Annotated in this window: 17 protein-coding genes; 14 read left to right on the top strand and 3 right to left on the bottom strand. The window is 43.9% G+C overall.

Annotated elements, in window-relative coordinates; translation table 11 throughout:
• The first annotated feature begins 174 nt into the window (after positions 1-174).
• Complete coding sequence (locus ACHUET_RS06220; RefSeq protein WP_058024171.1) at positions 175-897, top strand: Bax inhibitor-1/YccA family protein; 723 nt, start codon at positions 175-177, stop codon at positions 895-897.
• Between the two features lie 101 nt (positions 898-998).
• On the opposite strand, the gene ACHUET_RS06215 is transcribed toward ACHUET_RS06220, so the two are convergent.
• On the bottom strand, positions 999-3,788 hold the full coding sequence (locus tag ACHUET_RS06215; protein WP_201599818.1) for a heavy metal translocating P-type ATPase: 2,790 nt from the start codon (positions 3,786-3,788) through the stop codon (positions 999-1,001).
• Positions 3,789-4,157: 369 nt separating this feature from the next.
• Between ACHUET_RS06215 and mrcB the strand changes: the two genes are divergently transcribed.
• The 6 genes from mrcB to purH all read left to right on the top strand — a co-directional run bounded on the left by mrcB (position 4,158) and on the right by purH (position 12,181).
• The gene (gene mrcB / locus ACHUET_RS06210) at positions 4,158-6,662 is read left to right on the top strand and encodes a penicillin-binding protein 1B (RefSeq protein WP_394211516.1); all 2,505 of its coding nucleotides are present in this window, start codon (positions 4,158-4,160) and stop codon (positions 6,660-6,662) included.
• Positions 6,663-6,708: 46 nt separating this feature from the next.
• Entirely contained in the window at positions 6,709-7,521 is an 813-nt protein-coding gene (locus ACHUET_RS06205) for a tetratricopeptide repeat protein (RefSeq protein ID WP_394211515.1), read from the top strand.
• A 70-nt stretch (positions 7,522-7,591) separates the two neighbouring features.
• Entirely contained in the window at positions 7,592-8,518 is a 927-nt protein-coding gene (prmA, locus tag ACHUET_RS06200) for a 50S ribosomal protein L11 methyltransferase (protein WP_201599813.1), read from the top strand.
• Between the two features lie 159 nt (positions 8,519-8,677).
• Positions 8,678-9,940: a DUF3426 domain-containing protein gene (locus ACHUET_RS06195; RefSeq protein WP_394211512.1), complete on the top strand. Its 1,263-nt coding sequence runs from the start codon at positions 8,678-8,680 to the stop codon at positions 9,938-9,940.
• Positions 9,941-10,088: 148 nt separating this feature from the next.
• Positions 10,089-10,451, top strand: coding sequence for a DNA-binding transcriptional regulator Fis (fis, locus tag ACHUET_RS06190; protein WP_394211511.1), 363 nt, complete (start codon positions 10,089-10,091; stop codon positions 10,449-10,451).
• Positions 10,452-10,600: 149 nt separating this feature from the next.
• Positions 10,601-12,181 (top strand): bifunctional phosphoribosylaminoimidazolecarboxamide formyltransferase/IMP cyclohydrolase, encoded by a 1,581-nt coding sequence (gene purH / locus ACHUET_RS06185; RefSeq protein WP_394211509.1) that lies wholly within the window; start codon positions 10,601-10,603, stop codon positions 12,179-12,181.
• Between the two features lie 185 nt (positions 12,182-12,366).
• Here purH and ACHUET_RS06180 read toward each other — a convergent pair whose 3' ends face one another.
• Positions 12,367-14,241 carry a SurA N-terminal domain-containing protein gene (locus tag ACHUET_RS06180; RefSeq protein ID WP_394211508.1) on the bottom strand — a complete coding sequence of 625 codons (1,875 nt, stop codon included), beginning with the start codon at positions 14,239-14,241 and terminating at the stop codon, positions 12,367-12,369.
• A 337-nt stretch (positions 14,242-14,578) separates the two neighbouring features.
• Positions 14,579-14,899: an HU family DNA-binding protein gene (locus tag ACHUET_RS06175; RefSeq protein ID WP_161808411.1), complete on the bottom strand. Its 321-nt coding sequence runs from the start codon at positions 14,897-14,899 to the stop codon at positions 14,579-14,581.
• 457 nt (positions 14,900-15,356) lie between these two features.
• On the opposite strand from ACHUET_RS06175, the gene ACHUET_RS06170 reads away from it, so the two are divergent.
• The 7 genes from ACHUET_RS06170 (at position 15,357) to hscA (ending at position 22,133) form a co-directional block, all read left to right on the top strand.
• Entirely contained in the window at positions 15,357-16,001 is a 645-nt protein-coding gene (locus ACHUET_RS06170) for a hypothetical protein (protein ID WP_394211506.1), read from the top strand.
• A 484-nt stretch (positions 16,002-16,485) separates the two neighbouring features.
• Positions 16,486-16,995 carry an Rrf2 family transcriptional regulator gene (locus ACHUET_RS06165; protein WP_238037312.1) on the top strand — a complete coding sequence of 170 codons (510 nt, stop codon included), beginning with the start codon at positions 16,486-16,488 and terminating at the stop codon, positions 16,993-16,995.
• Positions 16,992-18,218 (top strand): IscS subfamily cysteine desulfurase, encoded by a 1,227-nt coding sequence (locus ACHUET_RS06160; protein WP_394211504.1) that lies wholly within the window; start codon positions 16,992-16,994, stop codon positions 18,216-18,218. The genes ACHUET_RS06165 and ACHUET_RS06160 overlap by 4 nt, the downstream gene beginning before the upstream one ends.
• Before the next feature lie 152 nt (positions 18,219-18,370).
• Positions 18,371-18,781 carry a Fe-S cluster assembly scaffold IscU gene (iscU, locus tag ACHUET_RS06155; RefSeq protein ID WP_058024183.1) on the top strand — a complete coding sequence of 137 codons (411 nt, stop codon included), beginning with the start codon at positions 18,371-18,373 and terminating at the stop codon, positions 18,779-18,781.
• Between the two features lie 223 nt (positions 18,782-19,004).
• Complete coding sequence (iscA, locus tag ACHUET_RS06150) at positions 19,005-19,325, top strand: iron-sulfur cluster assembly protein IscA (RefSeq protein ID WP_058024184.1); 321 nt, start codon at positions 19,005-19,007, stop codon at positions 19,323-19,325.
• A 135-nt stretch (positions 19,326-19,460) separates the two neighbouring features.
• Entirely contained in the window at positions 19,461-20,042 is a 582-nt protein-coding gene (gene hscB, locus ACHUET_RS06145) for a Fe-S protein assembly co-chaperone HscB (protein ID WP_394211501.1), read from the top strand.
• A 210-nt stretch (positions 20,043-20,252) separates the two neighbouring features.
• A complete protein-coding gene (gene hscA / locus ACHUET_RS06140; RefSeq protein ID WP_394211499.1) occupies positions 20,253-22,133 on the top strand; it encodes a Fe-S protein assembly chaperone HscA in 1,881 nt (626 codons plus the stop codon).
• Positions 22,134-22,189: the final 56 nt, after the last annotated feature.

The raw sequence follows: 22,189 nt of genomic DNA, 5'->3' as shown, positions 1-22,189 counted from the left end.
CTGGCCCCATATAAAATATATCAGATGCCTTGCTCATACTTGCTTGTCTGCTTAGGTTTTTAGACTACTAGGTTGAGCTGTAACGGCTGTCACGCAAACACAGTTGACAATAACGGCGGTTTTGCTAAAGTAGCAGCATCTCTATTTTTATATTTTATTATTAAGGACTTATGTATGGCCAATCCTATTGTCAGTCGCGCAGAACTTGCGATCGGCGGTAATCCAATGACGGTCAAAGGCGTTATTCAAAAGACCAGCCTGTTACTTGGGTTATCAGCTATTACTGGTGTGGGCTTTTTCTTTTATGCGCTTATGGCAGGTTTATCGCAAGGTTTTATTACCATGGCAGCCTTCGGTAGCATGATTGCTGCGTTTGTTCTTGCCCTTTTTATTACCTTTAAGCCACAAAAAGCCAAGACGTTGGCCGTGCCTTACGCATTGCTAGAAGGTATCTTTTTGGGCGGTATCTCATTATTCTTTATGAGAATGTATCCAACGGTACCAGTCACGGCAATGTGTGCGACCTTCGTTACAGCAGCGGTCATGCTAGGGCTGTATCGCTCAGGTTTGGTTAAGGTCACTGAAAAGTTCCGCTCTATCGTGACCTCAGCCGTGATTGCGATCATGCTTGTTTATGTAGCACAGTGGGTACTGTCTCTAGCGTTTGGCTCAACCTTACCATTCTTGTTCGAAGGTGGTGCTATCGCTATTGGTTTTAGCTTATTTGTCATCGTTATCGCTTCTTTCACGCTGTTGTTGGATTTCGATAATATCGATCGCGGCGTGGCGATGGGTATTTCTGAAGACTACGAATGGTTGTTCAGCATTGGTATTCTTGCCACGCTAGTCTGGATGTACATTGAGTTCATGCGTCTATTGAGCTATCTACAAGACTAATTGAACAAACTGTCTAATAGAAATTTTGTACAGAAAAAACCGCCTGAGCTATTCATAGTTGCAGGCGGTTTTTTGTGGGCAGGTTTTATAGTTCTTCTTAACTAAGCACGTTTTAGGCGTAGCGCATTTAACACGACAAACAATGAGCTAAGTGACATCCCAATCGCAGCAAGCCATGGTGGTACGTAACCTAAAGCCGCTGGTATCAGAACAATACTGTTGTAAGCGAGCGCCCAGCGGAAGTTTTGTTTGATAATACGCTCTGTTTTATCAGAAATACGTTTGGCAGCTGTGATGGCCTCTATTTGACCATTTAGGATAATACTGTCGCTAGATACTTGTGCCAAATCGGCCGCGCCAGCAATCGAGGTGGACACATCTGCTGCCGCCAGTACGGGCGCGTCATTGATGCCATCACCCACCATGAGCACAACCGCGCCTTTAGATTGCAGCTGCTGGATATGATTGACCTTATCGGTCGGTGACAAACCATTATAAGCGGCCTGCATCCCTAGGCTCTCAGCCATTACCAGTGCTTGCGGACTCGGGTCACCAGTCAACATCACAGACTCGATACCCAGCCCTTTTAGCGTATCCAGCATGGATTTTGCACTATCACGTACCTTATCGTTAAAATAAAAGCATGCGAGCGCCTGCCATTCATTTGTATCTGCTTTTTGGCAAGATAAAACGACCGCTGAGCTCGCGCGCTGGGTTAGCAAATCGATGGTTAAACCATTGTTTTTATCCATACTACTTACATCAGTGCCTAGTGCGAAATTCTTATGACCGATACGATATATCACACCATCAATCATCGCTTCCACCCCGCCTGCTGGATAATGCTGCATGGCACTCGTCGGTGGTAGATGTAACTGATAGGCAGCGGTAAGCAGCGCGTGTGCAATGGGATGACGACTCCCTACTTCTAAGGAAGCTGCGATTGCCAATAGCGTGTCTTTTTGTGCTGTTGATGGTGAGTTAACAGAATCAGTCTGGTTTACTGGCTCGATTATCTCAATATTTAATAGGTTTGGCTTCCCATAGGTGAGCGTACCTGTTTTATCAAAAGCAACATGAGTGATTTCAGCCAATGTTTGCAACGTATGCCCGCGCGTCGTCAAAAAACCATAGCTGGCTAGACGATTGGTCGAGACGGTCAAGGCAATTGGCGTCGCCAATGACAAGGCGCAAGGACAAGTAGCGACCAATACGGCGACTGTTGCCCAAATAGCTTGACTTGGATCAACGATATACCAGCCGACAAATACCAAGACGGATAAAACCAAAATGCGCGCCACAAACCAACGTGCCAGCTTATCTGCTTGCTGCGCCAGTTTGGGTTTTTCACTCATGGCGCGGTTCATCAGTCTATCAATCAGCCCTATTTGACTGTCTTTTGGTAGCGCTGTCACCAACATCTCAAACGGCTGGCTGTCGTTTTGTGCACCGCCAACAATATAATCGCCTTGGGACTTAATGATTAAATCACCTTCGCCCGTCAGTAGGCTTTGCGAGACTGTTGCAGTTGGACTTAACAAGATACCGTCACTGATAATCTCCGAGCCCGCTTCAACCAAAATAATGTCACCCACTTGCAAACTATGAGCTGTCACCATCTGCTTTGATACCACATCACCTTCTAACTGTGCTGTCACATTCTGTTGATTACGTGACTGCTGCCAATCTTGAGCAATACGTGATGTGAGCTGATAAATATTGGCATCAATACCCTTCATAAACTTAGGCATAATTTCTGCCGTCGCACCTGATACCTTTTTCGCCTCATCTTCGATGGCTTCACTTTGTTGAGACTCATTGTCTATGATCTGCTGCAAAATACGCTCTGCTGCTGATTTGTCTTCAGCCACTTTTTGTACCAATACTGGCTCTACTACGACCAGATCATTGGCCATGGTCGCAGCTTTTAGACGGGCATTATGCTCGATATAGCGTCCTGCCAGCAAAAAGAAAATAAACATGCTAACCGAATCGTAGTATGTTTCTCCTTGTCCAGTGATGGTGGCGTATAGACTGGCAAAGAAGGTAATAATCAAGGCAAGGCTAACAGGCACATCCATATTGACCTGGCGTGCACGAATCGCTGACCAGGCTGAGGTAAAGAAAGGAATACCAGCATAGAAGAAAACAGGCGTGCTCACAAACAAAGAAACCCAACGCAAAAAGTCGCGCTGAAATATTAACATGTCGCTATACTCACCAAAATAAAGCGCAACGGCATACATCATCGCTTGCATCGAACCTAGTGCAGCGATGCCGAGACGCAATAGCATTTGATTATTATGACGTGCCAGCATGGCTTCATGAGTATCTTGGCGATAAGGCTTGGCTTCGTAGCCGATTTCGTTGATGACCGCTAAAATGCGACTGATGGGTAATTTGTTTTCATCCCAAATGACCCGCATACGTTGGTTGGTCAAATTTACCTGACACTTACTAATACCCTCTAGCTCATCAAGACGCGACTCAATCAGCCAAGTACAGGCCGCACAGCGTAAATTATTAACAGACAGCTCCGCCACCGACATACCATCTTGCGCGTAAACGAACTGTGACTTTATCTCGTCATGATCGTAGACCTCGAGACGCGTCAGCTGGGTCGGTAAGCTTGCTGTACGGTTAATCTCCGAACGGTCAAGATAATACTGCTCAAGCCCAGCCTCTACAATGCTTTGAGCCGCCAATTGACAGCCCATACAACACATCTCACGCGACTTGCCTAATATCTCAGTATGAAACGGCGGCTGAGGCACTGGATCACCGCAATGGAAGCAGTGATCAGCAAGGGGTAGCACTAAGCCGTCAGTAATAGAGTTGTCTTCATAAGAATGATTGGTAGCAGATGATACTGATGATGGAATACTAGACATAATCGGACGTACTTCCTTTGGATAGGCTTGTTTAAAGGGTTCTCACTCTAAGCAAGGTTTCTATCATTGACTGTACTTAAGGTCTTTCAAAATAGTTAACAGCAACGGCGGATTCATACAAAATACATCGTGACAGTTATCATAGATTGTTATCTTATATGGCGTTTATTAACCCAATTGAAAGATGTTGATACTTGATTATAAGTATCAGTATTTTAATAGAGATTATACTACAAGCAGTCACCCTAGGCAGTACCATTGCTTATGGTCTAATACCAATGAATGCCCTCGTTAACGATGATAGATTGAAAAATTTGTCAATTTGCGTCATTATGAGGCAGTTTTTTATCCAAAAATGGTGCGACATCCGTGCAAAAATCCAATTTTAAGTTACCAAGTACCAAGCTATCACCATCATCTAAACCTGCTATGAATGCCTTACCTTCACAGCAGCGCGGCTTGGTATTTAGTAGTCTTCTCTTAATTATCATCATCGCTGGCATGGTGCTATTTGCACTGTATTTGGTCAAGCTTGATCGCACCATTACTCATAAGTTCGAAGGCAAGCGCTGGGATATTCCAGCTAAAGTATACTCACAGCCGCTTGAGCTATATCAAGGTGCCAATATCGATAGAGATACGATGAAAACGTGGCTAGAGTTGCTTAATTACCAGAGCAACAAGTCTTATGATCGTACTGGCACTTATCATAGATCGGGTAATACTTATTTTATCCATACACGCGGCTTTACCTATAGCTCGAGCGATATAGATGCTGAGCAAGTCATCAAAATGACCATTGCTGGCAATAAAGTTGACTCTATTCAAAGCACCTTACCTGCCAAAAGCGGCATCATTCGTCTAGAGCCAGTGAGTATCGGTGGTATCTATCCAGATAGTAACGAAGATCGAATGGTTGTCTCTTTAGATGACGTGCCTCAGCCACTAATTGATGCCTTGATTGCCACCGAAGATCGCGCGTTTTATGAGCATAAAGGCGTCTCGATACGCGGTATCGCTCGTGCCGTTTTCAATAACTTCTCTGGTGGCGCTAGACAAGGTGGCTCGACCATCACCCAGCAGCTGATCAAAAACTTTTATCTCAACTCTGATCGCACCCTCAAACGCAAAGCCAATGAGGCGTTGATGGCGGTACTGCTTGAGCTGCATTATAGTAAGGATGAAATTTTACAGACCTATCTGAACGAAATTTATTTGGGTCAAAACGGCAATCGCTCTATCAATGGTTTTGGTTTGGCATCACAGTTCTATTTTGATAAACCACTTAATGAGCTGCGTATAGATCAGCAAGCCATGTTAGTTGGTATGGCAAAAGGTCCGAGCATTTATAACCCACGTCGTAATCCAAATGATTCAAAAGCTCGTCGTGACGTGGTGCTTGGTAACATGCTCGCAATGGGCACACTAAGCCAAGAGGACTATGACAAAGCTCTAAAACAGCCGCTCGGTATCGTGGACAAGCCTGCTGAGGGCAAGAGCCAGTTCCCTGACTTTTTGGACATCGTCAAACGTGAGCTCAATGATGTCTATTACTCTGATGATCTCAAAAATGAAGGTCTAATCATCATTAGTACCCTAGACCCTATTGCTCAGTTGGCAGCAGATAAGGCGGTTGATAGAAAACTTGGCGAACTACGCCGTAGCGGTAGCAAAACCAAAGATTTACAAGGCGCGCTCGTCAGTGCCAACCCTGAAACTGGCGAATTGGTGTCTGTCGTCGGTAGTGGCAGTGAGTTTACGGGCTTTAACCGCGCTGTCGATGCCAAGCGTCAAGTTGGCTCTCTATTGAAGCCAATCATTTATATGACCGCGCTTGAGAGTGGTCGTTATAACTTAGCAAGCTCGGTGGATGACTCACCTATCACAGTCAACCTGAATGATGGTACCGATTGGAGTCCTAAGAATTATGACAACCGTGATCATGGCTATGTACCACTGACCACAGGACTGTCGCAATCTTATAACCAAGCGGCGGTACGCTTAGGTATGGAATTTGGGGTTGATACTTTTGCTAAACAACTAAAACGCATGGGCGTTAAAGAAGAAATACCACCATACCCATCAGCGTTATTAGGGTCTGTCAATCTGAGCCCGATGGATATGTTAGGTATTTACCAAGTCTTTGCGACTGGCGGTTTCCGCACGCCTATTCATAGTATTCGCACGGTTATTGATGATCGCGGTCGTATTTTGCAGCGTACCGGACTCAATACTCAGCGTAGTATTCCACCTGAGACCAACTTTTTGACCAACTACGCGCTACAACAAGTGGTGTCAAACGGTACCGCTAGACGTGCTCAATCACTTGGCAGCAATCTGAATCTCGCCGGTAAAACGGGCACGACAAACGACTACCGTGATGCTTGGTTTGCAGGCTACAGTGGTAACTATGTTAGTGTTGTTTGGGTTGGTCGTGATGACAACAAGCCCATTGGCTTAAGTGGTGGTACAGGTGCTCTACCGGTTTGGGTCGATTATATGAAACGCCTCAAACTCACTCCGGTGGCGCTACCAGAGCCAGAAGGTATCGAATGGTTGTGGCTCGAGAACAACTCAGGCAAGCTGTCTAATGAACGTTGTGCCAATGCTCGCTACTTACCTGTCATGTCAGCACATTTACCAGAGGAAGCCAGTAGCTGCGCGCTTAGCTTATATCAACAAGACAGTGCTCGTGAGCAATCGCAATTCCAAAATCAGCAGAGCGCGATCAATGAGCAACGTCGTCGCGAAGGTTTAGATATCCCAAACGGTGAAGCGGTTGATGCTGGTGATTCAGAAGACAGTAATGGACAAAATAATGAAGGTCAAAACCGCGCTGATACGTGGTATGACCGTGCTATTGAATGGTTTTAACATTATTTTTAATATGTAGCGTCTGATATTTAAAAAAGGTCTCAATATGGTCTCATTTCTACAGCAATCTGCCTCTGTGACACAAACAATATCTTGGTGGCAGAAAAAATTTGCGCCAGTGAATACTCTAGTTGTAGGTGGCATCCTTTGCAGCATGCTAAGCCTTAGCGCATGTCAGACTGCGCCAGATAGCTCAGCTGCAATGAAAACAACACCTATTCAAACAATCCCGTCATCACAGTCGCCAGTCACGTCTGCGACAACTGTGACTCAGGCACCCATCGTTGAAGCAGATGATGAGAACGAATACCCAATTGAGCCTTATACTCCACCCGAACAGCTCGAGTCGCCGAACCCATTGACACAAGAAACGCCTGTATTTGAGCCACCTACTCCAGTGGCGACAGAGCCTGATCTGGGCATTGCCATACCATCGCGCAATGACTATATCATCTCTGAGCCCTCAGTACCGTCACACAATGATCTATTAGAACAGGCAAGAAAAAACTCGCAGCAACGCTCTCAACAATCAGCAAGTAATAACAGTAACTTGCCTGCATTTCGTAACTTGATGCAGGTGGGCGTTAATCAACTGAAATCAGGACAATTAACGAATGCTGAAAACAGCTTTACCCGTGCACAGCGCTTGGCACCCAAATCGTCAGCCGTATATTTTTATCTGGCGCAAGTGGCATTGAAAAAGAACCAACCTCGTAAGGCAGAAGCAATGGCACGTCGTGGCCTTAGCGTTTCTCAAGATGCCAGTCGCAGACGAGCGCTGTGGCAAATCATTTTACAATCAGGGCAAGCTCAAGGTAACTCACGCGTCGTTAGTGAAGCAAGACGAGCTTTACGCTAATAATCGCTCACTACAGTTATCATTTATCCAAAACATACATTTATTTTTATTTTAGCTTAGGGTTATCGTTATGGCATGGCAACAACTGCATTTACAATGTGAAAAATCAAACGTCGATTTGGCTGAAGCGCTTTTATTAGAAGCTGGCGCACTATCTATTGCCTTAGATGATGCAGGTGATCAGCCTTTGTTTGAACCACTTCCCGGTGAGTCACCGCTATGGGATGAAGTCATACTGACAGGGCTATTTGATGCCACTACTGATGATGGTAGCCGTCAGGCTGTTGAGCAGCTCAGCCATGAAATCGCCGCACAAGTCCAAGCTACTCGTATTTGGCTAACGGCTGTTGATGACAAGGATTGGGAGCGCGAATGGATGAGTAACTACCATCCTATCGAATGCGCTAATGACTTATGGATTGTGCCAGACTGGCTTACACCGCCCAATCCAGAGGCGACCAATATCATTATGGATCCAGGCTTAGCCTTCGGTACTGGCTATCATGCCACGACTCGTCTTTGTCTTGACTGGTTAACAGAGCAAGACCTGACAGATAAAGTGGTCATCGACTATGGCTGCGGCTCAGGCATCTTGGGTATCGCCGCTCTATTATTGGGTGCACGCCAAGTGTATGCAGTCGATATCGATCCACAAGCTGTACTCGCAACCAATCAAAATGCAGTGCGTAATCATGTTGGTGACCGTCTGCAAGCATTCTTACCCGAAGAGTTCACAAATTACTGCTCACAAAACGATGTTTTGCCTGTAGAAGTGATTGTCGCCAATATTTTGGCCAAACCCTTAATTGGCTTAGCACCTTACTTTTCGACATTGATTGCATCAAAAGGTCGCATCGTATTGGCAGGTCTAATCGAGTCTCAGACTGAACAAGTCATGGAAGCTTATCAACCCTATTTTGCACTCGATCCAAAGCATGCCTTTACCGCGCAAGAGGACCAGCATTGGCAGCGTTTATCTGGTACATTTACTAGCTAGCAACATTTAATTACATCTGTTACGATAGAGGGCAGTCAAACGTTACATGTTTGACGCCACTCTGTCGTTGCTCATGATTTATAGAATTTCAAAAAGCATGGTAGCTGTTGGTGAGTGGCTAAGCGGTATAGATAACCATACTTTTTTGGATTCGACCCTATGACCACCCCAATAAAAACCCAGTGCCCTCATTGCCAAGCTTGCTTTAAAGTGCAACAGAATCAACTAAATAAAGCCAACGCTACTATTAACTGTACTCAGTGCCAAAAAAGTTTTTCGGTCAATCAACACCTTATCGTAACCCCTGATACCTCCAACAGCTCCTCCACTCAACATCAACATACTGCTACAGCATATCAAAATGCTCAATCCAAGCTGAGTAATCGACCCGAGAGCTCTACCAGTAGTCGTAATCAAGCACTTAATATATCAAATACTGCGAAGCCCTCACTCAATAAGAAACGTTCATCTGATATGTTGATTCATGACGACTTGATCTATGATGATATGGATATCGATGAGCCAGAAGACAACATTGTAGAATACGACTCACTAGACAGCATGGATGCTTGGCTGACGCAAGTGAGCGATACCAATTCTGCCACGACAACTGACAACTCGACAACCATATTTTCTAAAACCAATAATAAAAGCCAAGAGCAATTTGTAGCACCCCCTACCGATCGTATTGCAACAGAACATTCCTCAATGACTCAAGAAGTACTGAGCTCAACTGCTGCCAATGATATTCATGCGAGTATCAACGACACAGCTGATAACTCATGGCTAGAAGCACTTCTTGAGGAACAGAATAAACGCGAAGCCAAATCAGTAGATAGTACAGATTTATCACAACTACTGATAGATATGGGTGTACCTCTTAGGGACGAAGACAATTCTGTTACAGAACGCGCAAACAAGGCTCAAGCACAGTTTGCGCCAACATCCACAACACATTCAATTGCATCTATTCTCTGGATACTGGGATGCTTAGTATTAGCACTATTACTTGCCGCGCAGTATGTTATGTTTAACCTAGAGACGTTAGTCAAGAACCCTGCCAATGCGCAGCGCCTCCAAACGGTATGCTCTATTGCGGCGTGTAGCTTGCCAAGCGCTGATCTGACAGCTTTGACTATCGCCAATCCAAGTCATCGATCAAGTCAAATTAAAACAACAGGTGCGTTTAGCGATATCAGTGCGACCTTGAACAATCAAAGCACAAAAGCACAGCTCTATCCAAATATAAAAGTCAGTGTTTATGGGACAGATAAACTCATTGGAGAGTTTATAGCAGGGCCTAACGACTATTTATTGGGTAAACCAAGCCAGCTAGCTGCTAGCAATAACAGGCAACTACTATTTACCATACCCGTTGACAATGCACAAATTCGCGAAATTACGATGACACCACTTTATTGAATGCTATTTTTAGCAATAGAATAAGCCTAACATGTCGCTGCCGTTAAGATAGCCGTCAATCTGTCAGCGCTAGACGATATTAATTTGATATACTATTATTCTGACATCTTATGGTTTGACTCTTTTTTCATTTCAAGGATATTATCTTATGGCACCTCATGCACAGCATCATGCCCATCATTTTGCTAAGAGCTCTGAGCATCCTGCCGACTATAATAAAGAAGATTATCACCATGTCGCTCACGATGTTGAGTTCCCGTTAGAGAGTGCTGCGAGTAGCGCACAGCAGCCTTTGCGTGTACATGTTGAACGTGTCGTTCGCCAGTATTTTGCTATGCTAGGTGATGAGATGCCTACCGACTTGTACGAGCTTATCTTAAAGCAAGTCGAAGAGCCTCTATTGTCAGTGGTTCTAGAGAAAACTCGCGGCAATCAGACCAAGTGTGCACAAATCCTAGGCCTCAATCGTGGTACTTTACGCAAAAAACTCAAAACTTACGACTTAATGTAGCACTGCTATATGAGCTCACCCATTATTACTAATCATCATGCATGGCAATTGAATGTGCATGGCTTTATCTATCGCGATATAGTCTACCGTTGTTGCCATCATCACCTTGCCAGACGTTTACGTCAGGCTTTTTTTATGGAAGATTTTTTATGAGTACAACCCCACTTGCCCTACTCTCGGTCTCTGATAAATCCAATATCGTTGAGTTTGCTCAAGGCCTTATCAAAGCAGGTTTTGGCTTACTCTCTACTGGCGGTACTTATCGATTACTTACAGAAAACAATGTCGCTGTGACGGAAGTGTCTGACTATACGGGCTTTCCTGAGATGATGGATGGCCGTGTTAAAACCCTGCACCCTAAAATTCACGGTGGTATCTTGGGACGTCGTGGTACAGACGATGCTGTCATGAATGAGCACGCAATCGAGCGTATTGACTTGGTTGTGGTAAATTTATATCCGTTTGCTGAGACGATTGCGCGTGCTGACGTGACAATGAACGATGCTATCGAAAATATCGATATTGGTGGTCCTACCATGGTACGCTCAGCCGCAAAGAACCACGCTCATGTCGGCATCGTGACCGATCCTGCTGATTATGACCGCGTACTGACTGCTGTAGATGGTGGCACTGAACTGACAACGACTCTACGCTATGATTTAGCGGTTAAAGCCTTTGAGCATACTGCGCAGTACGATGGTATGATTGCCAACTTCTTAGGCAGCCGTGTCAATGAGACGCAGGAACCAGAGAACTTCCCACGTACATTCAATGTACAGCTAGAAAAAGCGCAAGATCTTCGCTATGGCGAAAACCCACATCAAAACGCCGCTTTCTACACTGAAAACCAGCCGTTAAAAAGCCAGCAAGCTTCTATTGCAACGGCTAAGCAACTGCAAGGTAAGGCGCTATCATACAATAATATCGCTGATACTGACGCAGCCCTTGAGTGTGTTAAAGCCTTTAGTGCACCAGCTTGCGTTATCGTTAAGCATGCCAATCCTTGCGGTGTCGCGGTTGATAATGACCAAGTAGCTGCTTATCGCACTGCTTTTAGCACTGATCCTGAGTCGTCTTTTGGCGGTATCATTGCATTCAACCGTCCACTGACGCTTGCTGCGGCAAAAGCCATTATCGATAATCAATTTGTAGAAGTCATCATTGCGCCTAGCATTGAAGACGGTGTGCTTGAAGCGACTGCTACTAAGAAAAACGTGCGCGTATTGGTATGTGGCGAGCTACCAGCGCCAGATCAGCGTGATAGTCAGCTTGACTACAAACGCGTCAATGGTGGCCTGCTCGTACAAGAGCAAGACCTTGGTCTGATTACGGCAAACGATCTAAAAATCGTCACTGACGTACAACCAACTGAAGCACAAGTAGCAGATCTATTGTTCAGCTGGAATGTGGCAAAATATGTCAAATCGAATGCCATTGTCTATGCAAAAGGTCAACGTACTATCGGTGTTGGCGCGGGCCAAATGAGCCGCGTTAACTCAGCACGTATCGCTGCTATCAAAGCAGAGCATGCTGGACTGGCCACTGAAGGTGCCGTTATGGCCTCAGATGCCTTCTTCCCATTCCGTGATGGCATCGATAATGCTGCTGAAGTGGGTATCTCTGCTATCATTCAGCCAGGTGGCTCTATGCGTGATGATGAGACCATTGCGGCCGCTAATGAGCACGGTATTGCGATGGTATTTACTGGCATGCGTCATTTCCGCCACTAAGTAATCACATATTAATTTAAGACTGGTATTAGTCGCAGCACTTGTATTTGTTACTGCTACTAATTTCCAGTCTCTTATAATATTAATGGTGACTACAGTTAAAGTATTACCCATTAAAAAAGCCACTGTAGCGCTACAGTGGCTTTTTTGCTTTTAACAATCAAGAGTAACTATACAGCAAACGCTTAGCGCCCTTGTGCATTTGCCATGTTGGCTTCGTTAATCTCAACTTGATAGACCATACGTAGATAGTCTAAGTAATCTTGCAGCTGGTCTTGACCTAAGTTATCACGAATGATGCTGGCCGTTTGCGCTCTTTGCATATCAGATAGTGGTGACTTCTGCTCAGTCTTGATGCGATCACCAACCAATAGCGTTGCACCTGCCTCAGTTTCACTAGCGAGCGCGACTACGCCATCATTGGCAGCTTGCTTGCTAAAGGCCAATCCACGCTCTTTATCAGTCAACAACGTTGTTTGACGATTGATCTCACCCAAAGATTGCAAGCTTACCGATTGCTTAGCAATATCAGCTGGCGTTTTGATACCAGCAGCGACAGCTTTCGCTTCTTTTAGCGCCAAAGCTGTAGCTTTTTGCTGACGCAATATCTGAGTGATTCTTGGCGTTGCACTAGATAAGCTCAGTGTGGTCGTAGGACGATAGTTGCTTGGTTGTACCCATACCGTACCGTTACCAACTTCTATCCCTGCCGTTACGGCCTGATCTTGAATCGTAAATTCGTCAAAGGCCTGTTTGATAACTACTGGTTGCGATAATACTGATTTGTTGTTTTCTTTACGGTAATCTTTGATACGTTTTAGCGTCACATTCTCTTGCTGCGCAATATCCTCAATACTAAAACCATCTGCTGCCAAATCGTTAATCGAAGTTACTTTATCCGCATAGATTTCTTGACGCTTGTACTCTTTTGCCTTAGCAGTCAGCTCAGCACGCATACTCTCGAGACTTGGAATCTTTTTACCATTATCTTCTGTGACTGTGAATATCTGATAGCCAAAGCTGGTCTTGATAGGGGCTGTCACATCTCCAACGCTCAAGCCTTCTAGTGCTTTTTCAACAGCATCGGCGTCACCACCAAATACTGACGGATTAAAGCGACCAATGTCACCGCCTGTTTCTCCTGAAGGATCATCCGATTCTGCTTTGGCCACAGCAGCAAAAGACTCGCCTTTAGCCAAGCGAGCTTTAACCTTATCTGCTCTTTCCTTAGCATCATCACCTGTTAACAGAATTTGACTCACTCTGCGCTCATCATTAGCAGCCAGACCTTGCTTATACGCTTCATACTGCTGCTGCAACTCTTCTGTTGTCACATCATCGACTTTTATGGTCTGCGGGCTAAGTTGAAGATAAGCCAAGTTAACCATTGCCGCACTTTTTAAGGTGTCTTTATTGGCATCATAATATGCTTGAATATCATTTTTGCTCAGCTTGACCTGATCAGCATAGTCCTGCCAATCAAAACGATGTACCCAGACGTTGCGTGATTCTAGTTGCAAGTCGATCAATTGGCTAACTGCCTGCATTGGATAGACGGCTGTACCAACGATACTAGCATTCAACTGATCCAAGCTTAACTGATTACGAAACTCTGCAAACAGCTGATTTTTAGTCATGCCACGCTGACGCAAAAAGTTTGCAAACTGATCGTTAGAAAAGTTTCCATCAGCATCTTTGAATATTTCTTCTTCACGCAGCAAACGATTGATCGTGTCATCAGAGACTGTCATGCCAAGCTTACCTGCTTGCTGCTCTAGTAATGTACGATCAATCAGACCTTTTAGTACCTGCTCGTGCAGTACATCTTCATTCAATAAACTGGCATCATCAACTTGCTCTAGTATTTCGCTACGACGGTTATTGACGGCAGTCTGATACTCGGACAACCCTACGCTTGCCTCACCCACCTGAGCGATTTGGTTGGGATCAACACCACCGCCAAAATAGCTTTCGACACCCAATAGAGCGAGTGGCGATAGGCATAAAATCAATAAAATGCGACCTGGCCAGCTTTTTAAGAAATCGCGCAATTTATCCATAGTTATCTCTGCTTTATTAACCTATATTGATGAAAAACCATTGTAATACTGTTAGGAGCTGTTGAGTGCGACCTGCTAATATCAATGCTATTTAAGCCGGCAATGGTAAGAGGAAGAACGTGTACATTTTATTAGGGGGAACAAGGTTCAGTGACAATACCTTATTTAAACAACGCATCTATCGCGCGCCCTATGATACGTGATTTTTCGTATATACTCAAAATATTCACGTTGTATGAGATAAACTATAGCGACAAAAAAAGCACCTAATATTTAGGTGCTTTTTCGGTGCTTAGCTTATGACATCAGCCAAAGCGACCATCTACCATAGAGCGGCTTAGTTCAAACGCTCTTTTAGGTTTTTACCAGCTTTAAAGCTTGGTACTTTGCTTGCAGGGATGCTTAGCTCTTCACCAGTCTTAGGGTTACGGCCAGTACGTGCTTTGCGGTCTTTTACGCTAAAAGTACCGAAACCAACTAGAGAGATGCTATCGCCAGCTTCTAAAGCTTCGCCAACACTTTCCATAACAGCATTCAAAGCATCACCAGCTTGAGTCTTATTTAGACCACTTTTGTCTGCGATGCTATCAATTAATTCTGACTTATTCATAAAATTTCCTTCAAGTTTAAGGGGGTAATAAACGCTCACGCCAAGCATTGTAACGCTCTCGTGGTACTTACGCAATAAAAACTACCTGACTGGCGTATTAACAGGTTTCGCTTTGTTATCGTCTTTATATCAAGGCAGCATAAGGAGTGCAAGCGATTTTACATCTTTTTGTGCCATCAACTACGTATTTGACACCCAATGTTACGCAAAACATCTGCAACCTCTATATAGTCAAACTGTCCTCATTCAAACAATGAATCAACTTATTTGTTTATTGTTTAAAACAGTTGTCAGTTGGTGTCTGTGCATTACCAGTCATAAATTTTGGTGTCTTTATCGACTGCTAGATTGTACTGTAATAATTTTACCACTGACAGAAACTAGCGTTACTTTTTATTATAAAGGCGTTACTATAAGCAAAATATCACTGCAAGTTTTAGATAAAAATAAACTTAAGTTTATTATATAACTTTGATTTGCTAAATAAAAAAAATGGATTATTTACATGAAGCGTTCTACGTTGTCTCACTCTCTTCTTAATATTATTCTGGTGTTCATCGAGTCGGCGCTGACACTATTGTTACGTTTGGATCCTGAACTACGTAAAGCCGCTTATCCACTTGCCAAACAAGGTACGGTCGTAGCATTGCGCTTATATCTGCCTCATGTTGAGGTTTTTGCCACCTTTAGTACCAAAGGCGTACTCTTAGATGCCCAGTTGCCTGTTGGTCGTAGCGAACCTGATGTCGTTATCAATGCTTATAGCATTCAAGTGATTAATGCCATCACCACTCACGATAGAGAGACGACCGAAAAATTACAGATGCGCGGTGAATCCGTTCAAGTGCAGCTGGTCAAACAATTCATTATGCAGCTTGGTCTCGGCAGCTTAATCCAAGGTTTAATTAGAAAGATAAAAGGTGGCAAAGTTAAAACCAAACCGACCGATGCTGAAATGGCGGAAAAGAAAGACCATTATAAAGAGCGTATCAAAGAGCAGCAGACCCAAATCAATACATTAACCATCAAGAACCGTGAGCTTGAAACCACAGTCAAAGAGCTACAGAGTAAGCAAAAGACCTTTATGATTGTCACTATGGTGGCGCTGGTTGTTATGATTGGCTCAGTCATCGCACTGTTGATGAGCTGATGTTAGTTGAACCTAGCTTTTATCAATTGATTTTTACCAAACTATGATTTCAGATATAGATGAGCGTCCAGTGCCTATTGCAGGTAATGGACGCTCATTTTTTCTTTAGATTGTTCCATTCTGGCTTGTTCCATATTGCTACAACTTACGTTCGACTCATACATTAGCCAATATCGAAGTGTTAAAAATAAGATCTCTCTCCCCGCTCATACATACATCCCGAACTTCATTGTTTTTATCAATCATAGCGATAAGCTCGATTAACCATTTAACCACACTTTAATCTTGACTAAATTACTCAGGATTAAGTATAATTGACCTAATCGTTGCACACATCGGGTTAACCATCTGTTGTTTAATAACGATAAGACACAACTTGAACGGATATGATTGACAGTTTTTATATTGATGTATTATTGACTGTATCTATCCCTTTCCAAGATCGTTGTTAAATAAAAATGACATAAAAGTTTGGAGATAACACATGCGTTTAACTACTCGAGGCAGATATGCCGTTACCGCTTTACTAGACTTGGCATTACAGACCAGTCAACAAGAGAGCGCAGTATCTTTATCTGATATCGCTAAACGGCAGTCAATTTCTATCTCCTACCTCGAACAGTTATTCTCCAAGCTGCGCAAACGCGGCCTTGTGACCAGTATTCGCGGTGCAGCTGGTGGTTATCACCTAGCCAAGCCATTGAACGAGATAGATGTGATGAGCATCATATCTGCTGTCGATGAATCCGTTAATGCGATGCAGTGTGAAGGACGCGGTGACTGTCAAGGTGGTACAATGTGCCTAACCCATGACCTATGGTGTGCACTATCAAATCATATTGAGCAGTACTTGAAAAATATAACATTAGCGCAATTATTAGATATGGAAAACGTGCAGTCAGTATCAGAACGTCAGCACAACTCTACAAAAGATATTTCCATAAAAGACATCAATACCATTACTCTATCGAACAGCGAGGCAAACCCAGCATGAGCCAACATAACAACCTTATATACTTAGATTATGCCGCCACCACACCAGTTGCCAAATCAGTAGCTGCTAAGATGAGCGAATATCTGACAGTAGATGGCATCTTTGGTAATCCAGCCTCGCGCTCGCATGGCTATGGCTGGCAAGCAGAAGAAGCAGTAGAAACTGCTCGCGGACAAGTTGCTGAAGTTATCAACGCTGATCCACGTGAAATCGTCTTTACTTCTGGTGCAACTGAATCTGACAACTTAGCCATTAAAGGCGCGGCTCACTTTTATCAATCTCGTGGTAAGCACATTATCACTAGTAAGATTGAACACAAAGCGGTATTAGATACGTGCCGTGAGCTTGAGCAAGAAGGTTTCGAAATTACGTATCTTGAGCCACAGCCAAGCACAGGGCTTATCTTGCCAGAGCAAGTAAAAGCAGCCCTACGTGATGATACGATTTTGGTATCGCTTATGATGGTAAACAATGAGCTTGGTACGATTACTAATGTTACAGCGATTGGTGAAATCACTCGTGAAGCGGGTGTAGTTTTCCATGTTGATGGCGCACAGTCTGTTGGTAAAGTAAAAATCAATCTTGAAGAAATGAAGATCGATTTGATGAGCTTCTCAGGTCATAAAGCTTATGGCCCTAAAGGTATCGGCGCATTGTTTGTTCGTCGTAAGCCACGTATTCGCCTAAAAGCAGAGCAACATGGCGGTGGTCATGAGCGCGGTATGCGTTCAGGTACATTGCCAACGCATCAAATCGTTGGTCTTGGTGCAGCGTTTGCTTTAGCCAATGAAAGCTTTGAAGCAGATCACGCACATGCAGCAAAACTGCGTCAAAAATTGTGGGATGGTCTACAAGATATCGAAGAGATCTACCTAAACGGCGATCTTGAAAACAGCGTACCAAACATTGTGAATATCAGCTTTAACTTTGTTGAAGGCGAGTCATTGATGATGTCGCTAAAAGACTTAGCAGTATCATCAGGTTCTGCCTGTACATCAGCGACGCTTGAGCCATCATATGTACTACGTGCTATCGGTCGCCCAGATGAATTGGCGCACAGCTCAATTCGCTTCAGCTTTGGTCGTTATACGACTGAAGAAGACATCGATACTGTTATCAAGCAAATGCATGAAGCTGTTGATAAACTACGTGCCCTATCGCCACTTTGGGATATGTACCAAGAAGGTGTTGATTTGAATTCAGTCGAATGGGCTGAGCACTAAAATCAAGCATAGACAGTAATACAGCTTCAAATATATTTATTAAACGATTGATCAGACAATTAAAATTTAGTGTTTGACCCCAATTATCGATGAGTAGTCAGACATTTAAAGTTAATAAGTGACTACTCATCATCTAACTAGGAGAAAACCCCATGGCCTATAGTGACCAAGTTATTGATCATTACGAAAACCCACGCAACGTTGGTAATCTTGACAAAAACGCCAAGAACGTTGGTACCGGTATGGTCGGTGCCCCAGCCTGTGGCGATGTAATGCGTCTACAAATCCAAGTCGATGATAACGGTATTATCGAAGATGCACGCTTTAAAACTTATGGCTGCGGTTCAGCAATTGCTTCAAGCTCGCTCGTTACTGAGTGGCTAAAAGGTAAAAGCTTGGATCAAGCTGGCGAAATCAAAAACAACGATATCGCTAAAGAACTAGCGTTACCACCAGTAAAAGTGCATTGCTCTGTACTTGCAGAAGATGCCATTAAAGCCGCTATTAGCGACTATAAAGGTAAGCATGGCGTAGCAGCAGCGGCAGAAGAAGCCACTATCTAAGCCAAACCTACTAGCGTCTGCGCTGTGTTTTGTTAGCAATGCTAAAGTAGTAATACATTAAATGGCTACTAACGCTAAAAAGGTGACAATGACACTTATGTAATTGTCACCTTTTATTTTCTAAAAACTATTAGCATATTATTTTGGCAAACTCGTAATTTCGCTTGCCAGTTTACATAGTTTATTTATTGATATTTACGATTAATAGTCAATGGGAGTTGGCATGATTGAAATGACAGAACGCGCCGCTCAGCATGTTCGAGACTTTTTGGACAATCGCGGCAAAGGTGAAGGTATTCGAGTTGGTATCCGTACAGCGGGTTGCTCGGGGCTCGCTTATGTTTTAGAGTTTGTAGATATACCTGATGAGAACGACACGCGCTATGAAAGCCGCGGCGTTAGCATTTTTATTGATCCTAAAAGCTTGGTCTATTTAGATGGCCTGTTGATGGATTATGAAAAAGAAGGTCTAAACGAAGGCTTCAAGTTCACTAACCCTAACCAAAAAGGTGAATGTGGCTGCGGTGAGTCTTTTACTGTCTAATGGTTCAATCAACTAACTTTCAGGTTGATGCACCCGTTGTGATGAATCAATACAAAAGATATAAATGTCCTAATATATTTAGTGGAAGCACCAGATTAAGACTTTAAAAACAAATAAAAAAGCAAGGCGTAAGATATGACAGACACGATTTCAGAAGCACAATTTGATAACTTCTTTGCCCTATTTGAGCAACCTGTACAATTTGAAGTCAATCAAGACAGTCTCGATCAGCATCTACGTCTGCTACAAAAACGCTATCATCCTGATAATGTTGCAAAGAATTTAGCAGATACCAAGCAAGCAAAGCAGCAATCAGAGCAGTATTCTGCCGTCATCAATCAAGCCTACCAAACATTGAGTGCACCTGATAGCCGTGCTGGTTACCTACTAGGTATGGCCGATCAAGCACAAAATCTAGAGCACTCCATCGCAGACTTGGATTTTTTGGAAGATGCGATGGAAATGCGTATGGATTTAGATGACGCTATTGTAGGCAAAGACCTTTCAGCCTTGCAGCAGCTACATCCTCAGATTACAGAGCGCTTGGCAAACCAGTCTCAGCGCTTTGAAACCGCTTACCAAGAGCAAGATTGGCCAACGGCGATTGATGCGACACAGAAATTGAAGTTTTTGGTCAAATTGAATGCTGATGTTACAACTGGTCTTGATGAAGTCGCCACTGCTGCACATTCAGATGACGACGATCTATACGTCTAGATAGCTGTGCATGATGTATCTTATTTGAAAGCTAGATTCTAAATATTTGGTTAAATTAGTATCAACTATACCGTATAATCTCTGATTTTGAGCATGCTTAACTGCCAAATTCCTCTATATTTAGAATAAAGAGATAGCGGTTAAGCAGTCATACTGAACATGCCATATTTGCCTCATTACACTTATTCATTTTATCTCTGAGTTATTCTTATGTCTTTAATGCAAATTGCCGAACCAAATCAAAGCGCTCAACCTCATCAACATCGTTTTGGCCTAGGTATTGACCTTGGTACGACACGCTCACTGGTCGCTGTAGTACGTTCAGGCAAGGCGCAAGTCTTAGAAGCAGGCGCAGCGTCAGATACGTTGTTGCCTTCTGTGGTTTATTATCCAGCGACAGGCAATCCATCGGTCGGCTATGATGCCCTAGCGCATTTAGCAGATGATCCAAAAAATACGATCGTCTCGGCTAAGCGGTTTATGGGTCGTAGCCAAGCAGATATTAAATTCTCGCATCCTTATGAGCTATCTGGTAGTACAGATGCTATGCCAGCATTTGTCACGGCTCAAGGTGAAGTCTCACCTGTCGAAGTATCAGCGCGTATATTAGCCGCGCTTGAGCAACGTGCAGCGAGCGCATTGCCTGCAGATAGCATTGAGGGTGCCGTGATTACCGTGCCAGCTTATTTTGATGAGGCACAGCGCCAAGCCACTAAAGATGCTGCGCAAGCGGCTGGTATCAATGTGCTACGCTTATTAAATGAGCCTACAGCGGCTGCGGTCGCTTACGGACTCGATCAATCATCAGAAGACAATAGTAAAGAAAGCTACTACCTCATTTATGATTTGGGCGGCGGTACTTTTGATGTATCTATCTTAAAGCTGAATGACGGTGTCTTTGAAGTATTGGCAACTGGCGGTAATAGCGCACTAGGCGGCGATGATATTGATCGTCTGATTACCAATTGGATCATCAAACAGTTAAATATCGATCCAAAAGACGTAAGCCTGCATGACAAATCAGTACTAGCACAAGAAGCTAAAGCTTATAAGCAAGCGTTGACTGACGCTGAGCAAGTGGATATCAGTGTTACTGTCAATGGCCAGTCATACCAAGGCGTGTTAAGCCGTGAAGACATACTCGCTATCGTAGAACCTGTTAGTCGTCGCACATTAAGTGTATGTGAACAAGTACTGCGTGATGCCAAGCTGACTGCTAAAGATTTAGACGAGGTGATTTTAGTAGGCGGCTCAACGCGTATGCCTGCCATACAACAAGTCGTGACTGAATTTTTTGCCAAGCAGCCACTTTGCCGTCTAAATCCAGATGAGGTTGTTGCCTTAGGCGCTGCTCAAACTGCCCACCAATTGGTGAATGGTGATAGTGACAACAATTTATTATTATTGGACGTGACGCCATTATCATTAGGTCTTGAGACCATGGGTGGTTTGGTCGAAGTGCTGATTCCACGCAATACGCCTATTCCTGTCAAAAAACGTCAGGTGTTTACCACCTATCAAGATGGTCAAACAGGCATGGTGATTCACGTCGTGCAAGGTGAGCGTGAAACGGTAGAAAACTGTCGCTCACTTGGCCGTTTTGAGCTGTACGGTATTCCGCCAATGAAAGCTGGGTTTGCTCGTATAGAGGTCACCTTTAGCATCGATGCCAATGGTCAGCTGACTGTTAGTGCGCAAGAGACCACGACCAAAACAGAAAGTAAAATTGAGATCGTGCCTTCTTATGGTTTGTCTGATGAGCAAAAAGAACAGTTGCTTGTTGCCGGATTTAAGCATGCAGAGGAAGATAAAAACGCACGCTCTTTAATCGAAACTAAAGTAGAAGCCGAGCGTGAAGTATTGGCTTTGGAGTCTGCACTCAATGAGTTTGCAGCACTGCTTTCTTCTGATGAGCAGCACGCTTTAGCGGAGCACATACAAGCACTGCGTTCTGCTCTTGGCACCAATGACTTGGCACTTATCGAAGCACAGCAAGCACAGCTTAAGCCGCATAGTGATGCCTTTGCTGCTCGCATTATGAATCAAAGCGTTAAAACCAGCATGGCAGGTACCAGCGCACAAGATTGGTAAAATCCATACTCAAAATGATAGCTTAGTTATGATACTAAGCTACTTTCTCTTATTTT

This window comes from Psychrobacter piscatorii (genome assembly GCF_043641605.1).
In the GTDB taxonomy this organism is placed as follows: domain Bacteria; phylum Pseudomonadota; class Gammaproteobacteria; order Pseudomonadales; family Moraxellaceae; genus Psychrobacter; species Psychrobacter piscatorii_C.
This window is presented reverse-complemented; position numbering and strand designations above follow the sequence as displayed.

Coding starts and splice junctions, on each gene's coding strand:
- ACHUET_RS06165 (WP_238037312.1), top strand. CDS start 16,486: ATGCGTTTAACTACTCGAGGCAGATATGCCGTTACCGCTTTACTAGAC.
- ACHUET_RS06180 (WP_394211508.1), bottom strand. CDS start 14,241: ATGGATAAATTGCGCGATTTCTTAAAAAGCTGGCCAGGTCGCATTTTA.
- iscA (WP_058024184.1), top strand. CDS start 19,005: ATGATTGAAATGACAGAACGCGCCGCTCAGCATGTTCGAGACTTTTTG.
- purH (WP_394211509.1), top strand. CDS start 10,601: ATGAGTACAACCCCACTTGCCCTACTCTCGGTCTCTGATAAATCCAAT.
- ACHUET_RS06175 (WP_161808411.1), bottom strand. CDS start 14,899: ATGCTTGGCGTGAGCGTTTATTACCCCCTTAAACTTGAAGGAAATTTT.
- ACHUET_RS06205 (WP_394211515.1), top strand. CDS start 6,709: ATGGTCTCATTTCTACAGCAATCTGCCTCTGTGACACAAACAATATCT.
- ACHUET_RS06220 (WP_058024171.1), top strand. CDS start 175: ATGGCCAATCCTATTGTCAGTCGCGCAGAACTTGCGATCGGCGGTAAT.
- ACHUET_RS06160 (WP_394211504.1), top strand. CDS start 16,992: ATGAGCCAACATAACAACCTTATATACTTAGATTATGCCGCCACCACA.
- ACHUET_RS06215 (WP_201599818.1), bottom strand. CDS start 3,788: ATGTCTAGTATTCCATCATCAGTATCATCTGCTACCAATCATTCTTAT.
- ACHUET_RS06170 (WP_394211506.1), top strand. CDS start 15,357: ATGAAGCGTTCTACGTTGTCTCACTCTCTTCTTAATATTATTCTGGTG.
- ACHUET_RS06195 (WP_394211512.1), top strand. CDS start 8,678: ATGACCACCCCAATAAAAACCCAGTGCCCTCATTGCCAAGCTTGCTTT.
- fis (WP_394211511.1), top strand. CDS start 10,089: ATGGCACCTCATGCACAGCATCATGCCCATCATTTTGCTAAGAGCTCT.
- iscU (WP_058024183.1), top strand. CDS start 18,371: ATGGCCTATAGTGACCAAGTTATTGATCATTACGAAAACCCACGCAAC.
- prmA (WP_201599813.1), top strand. CDS start 7,592: ATGGCATGGCAACAACTGCATTTACAATGTGAAAAATCAAACGTCGAT.
- hscB (WP_394211501.1), top strand. CDS start 19,461: ATGACAGACACGATTTCAGAAGCACAATTTGATAACTTCTTTGCCCTA.
- hscA (WP_394211499.1), top strand. CDS start 20,253: ATGTCTTTAATGCAAATTGCCGAACCAAATCAAAGCGCTCAACCTCAT.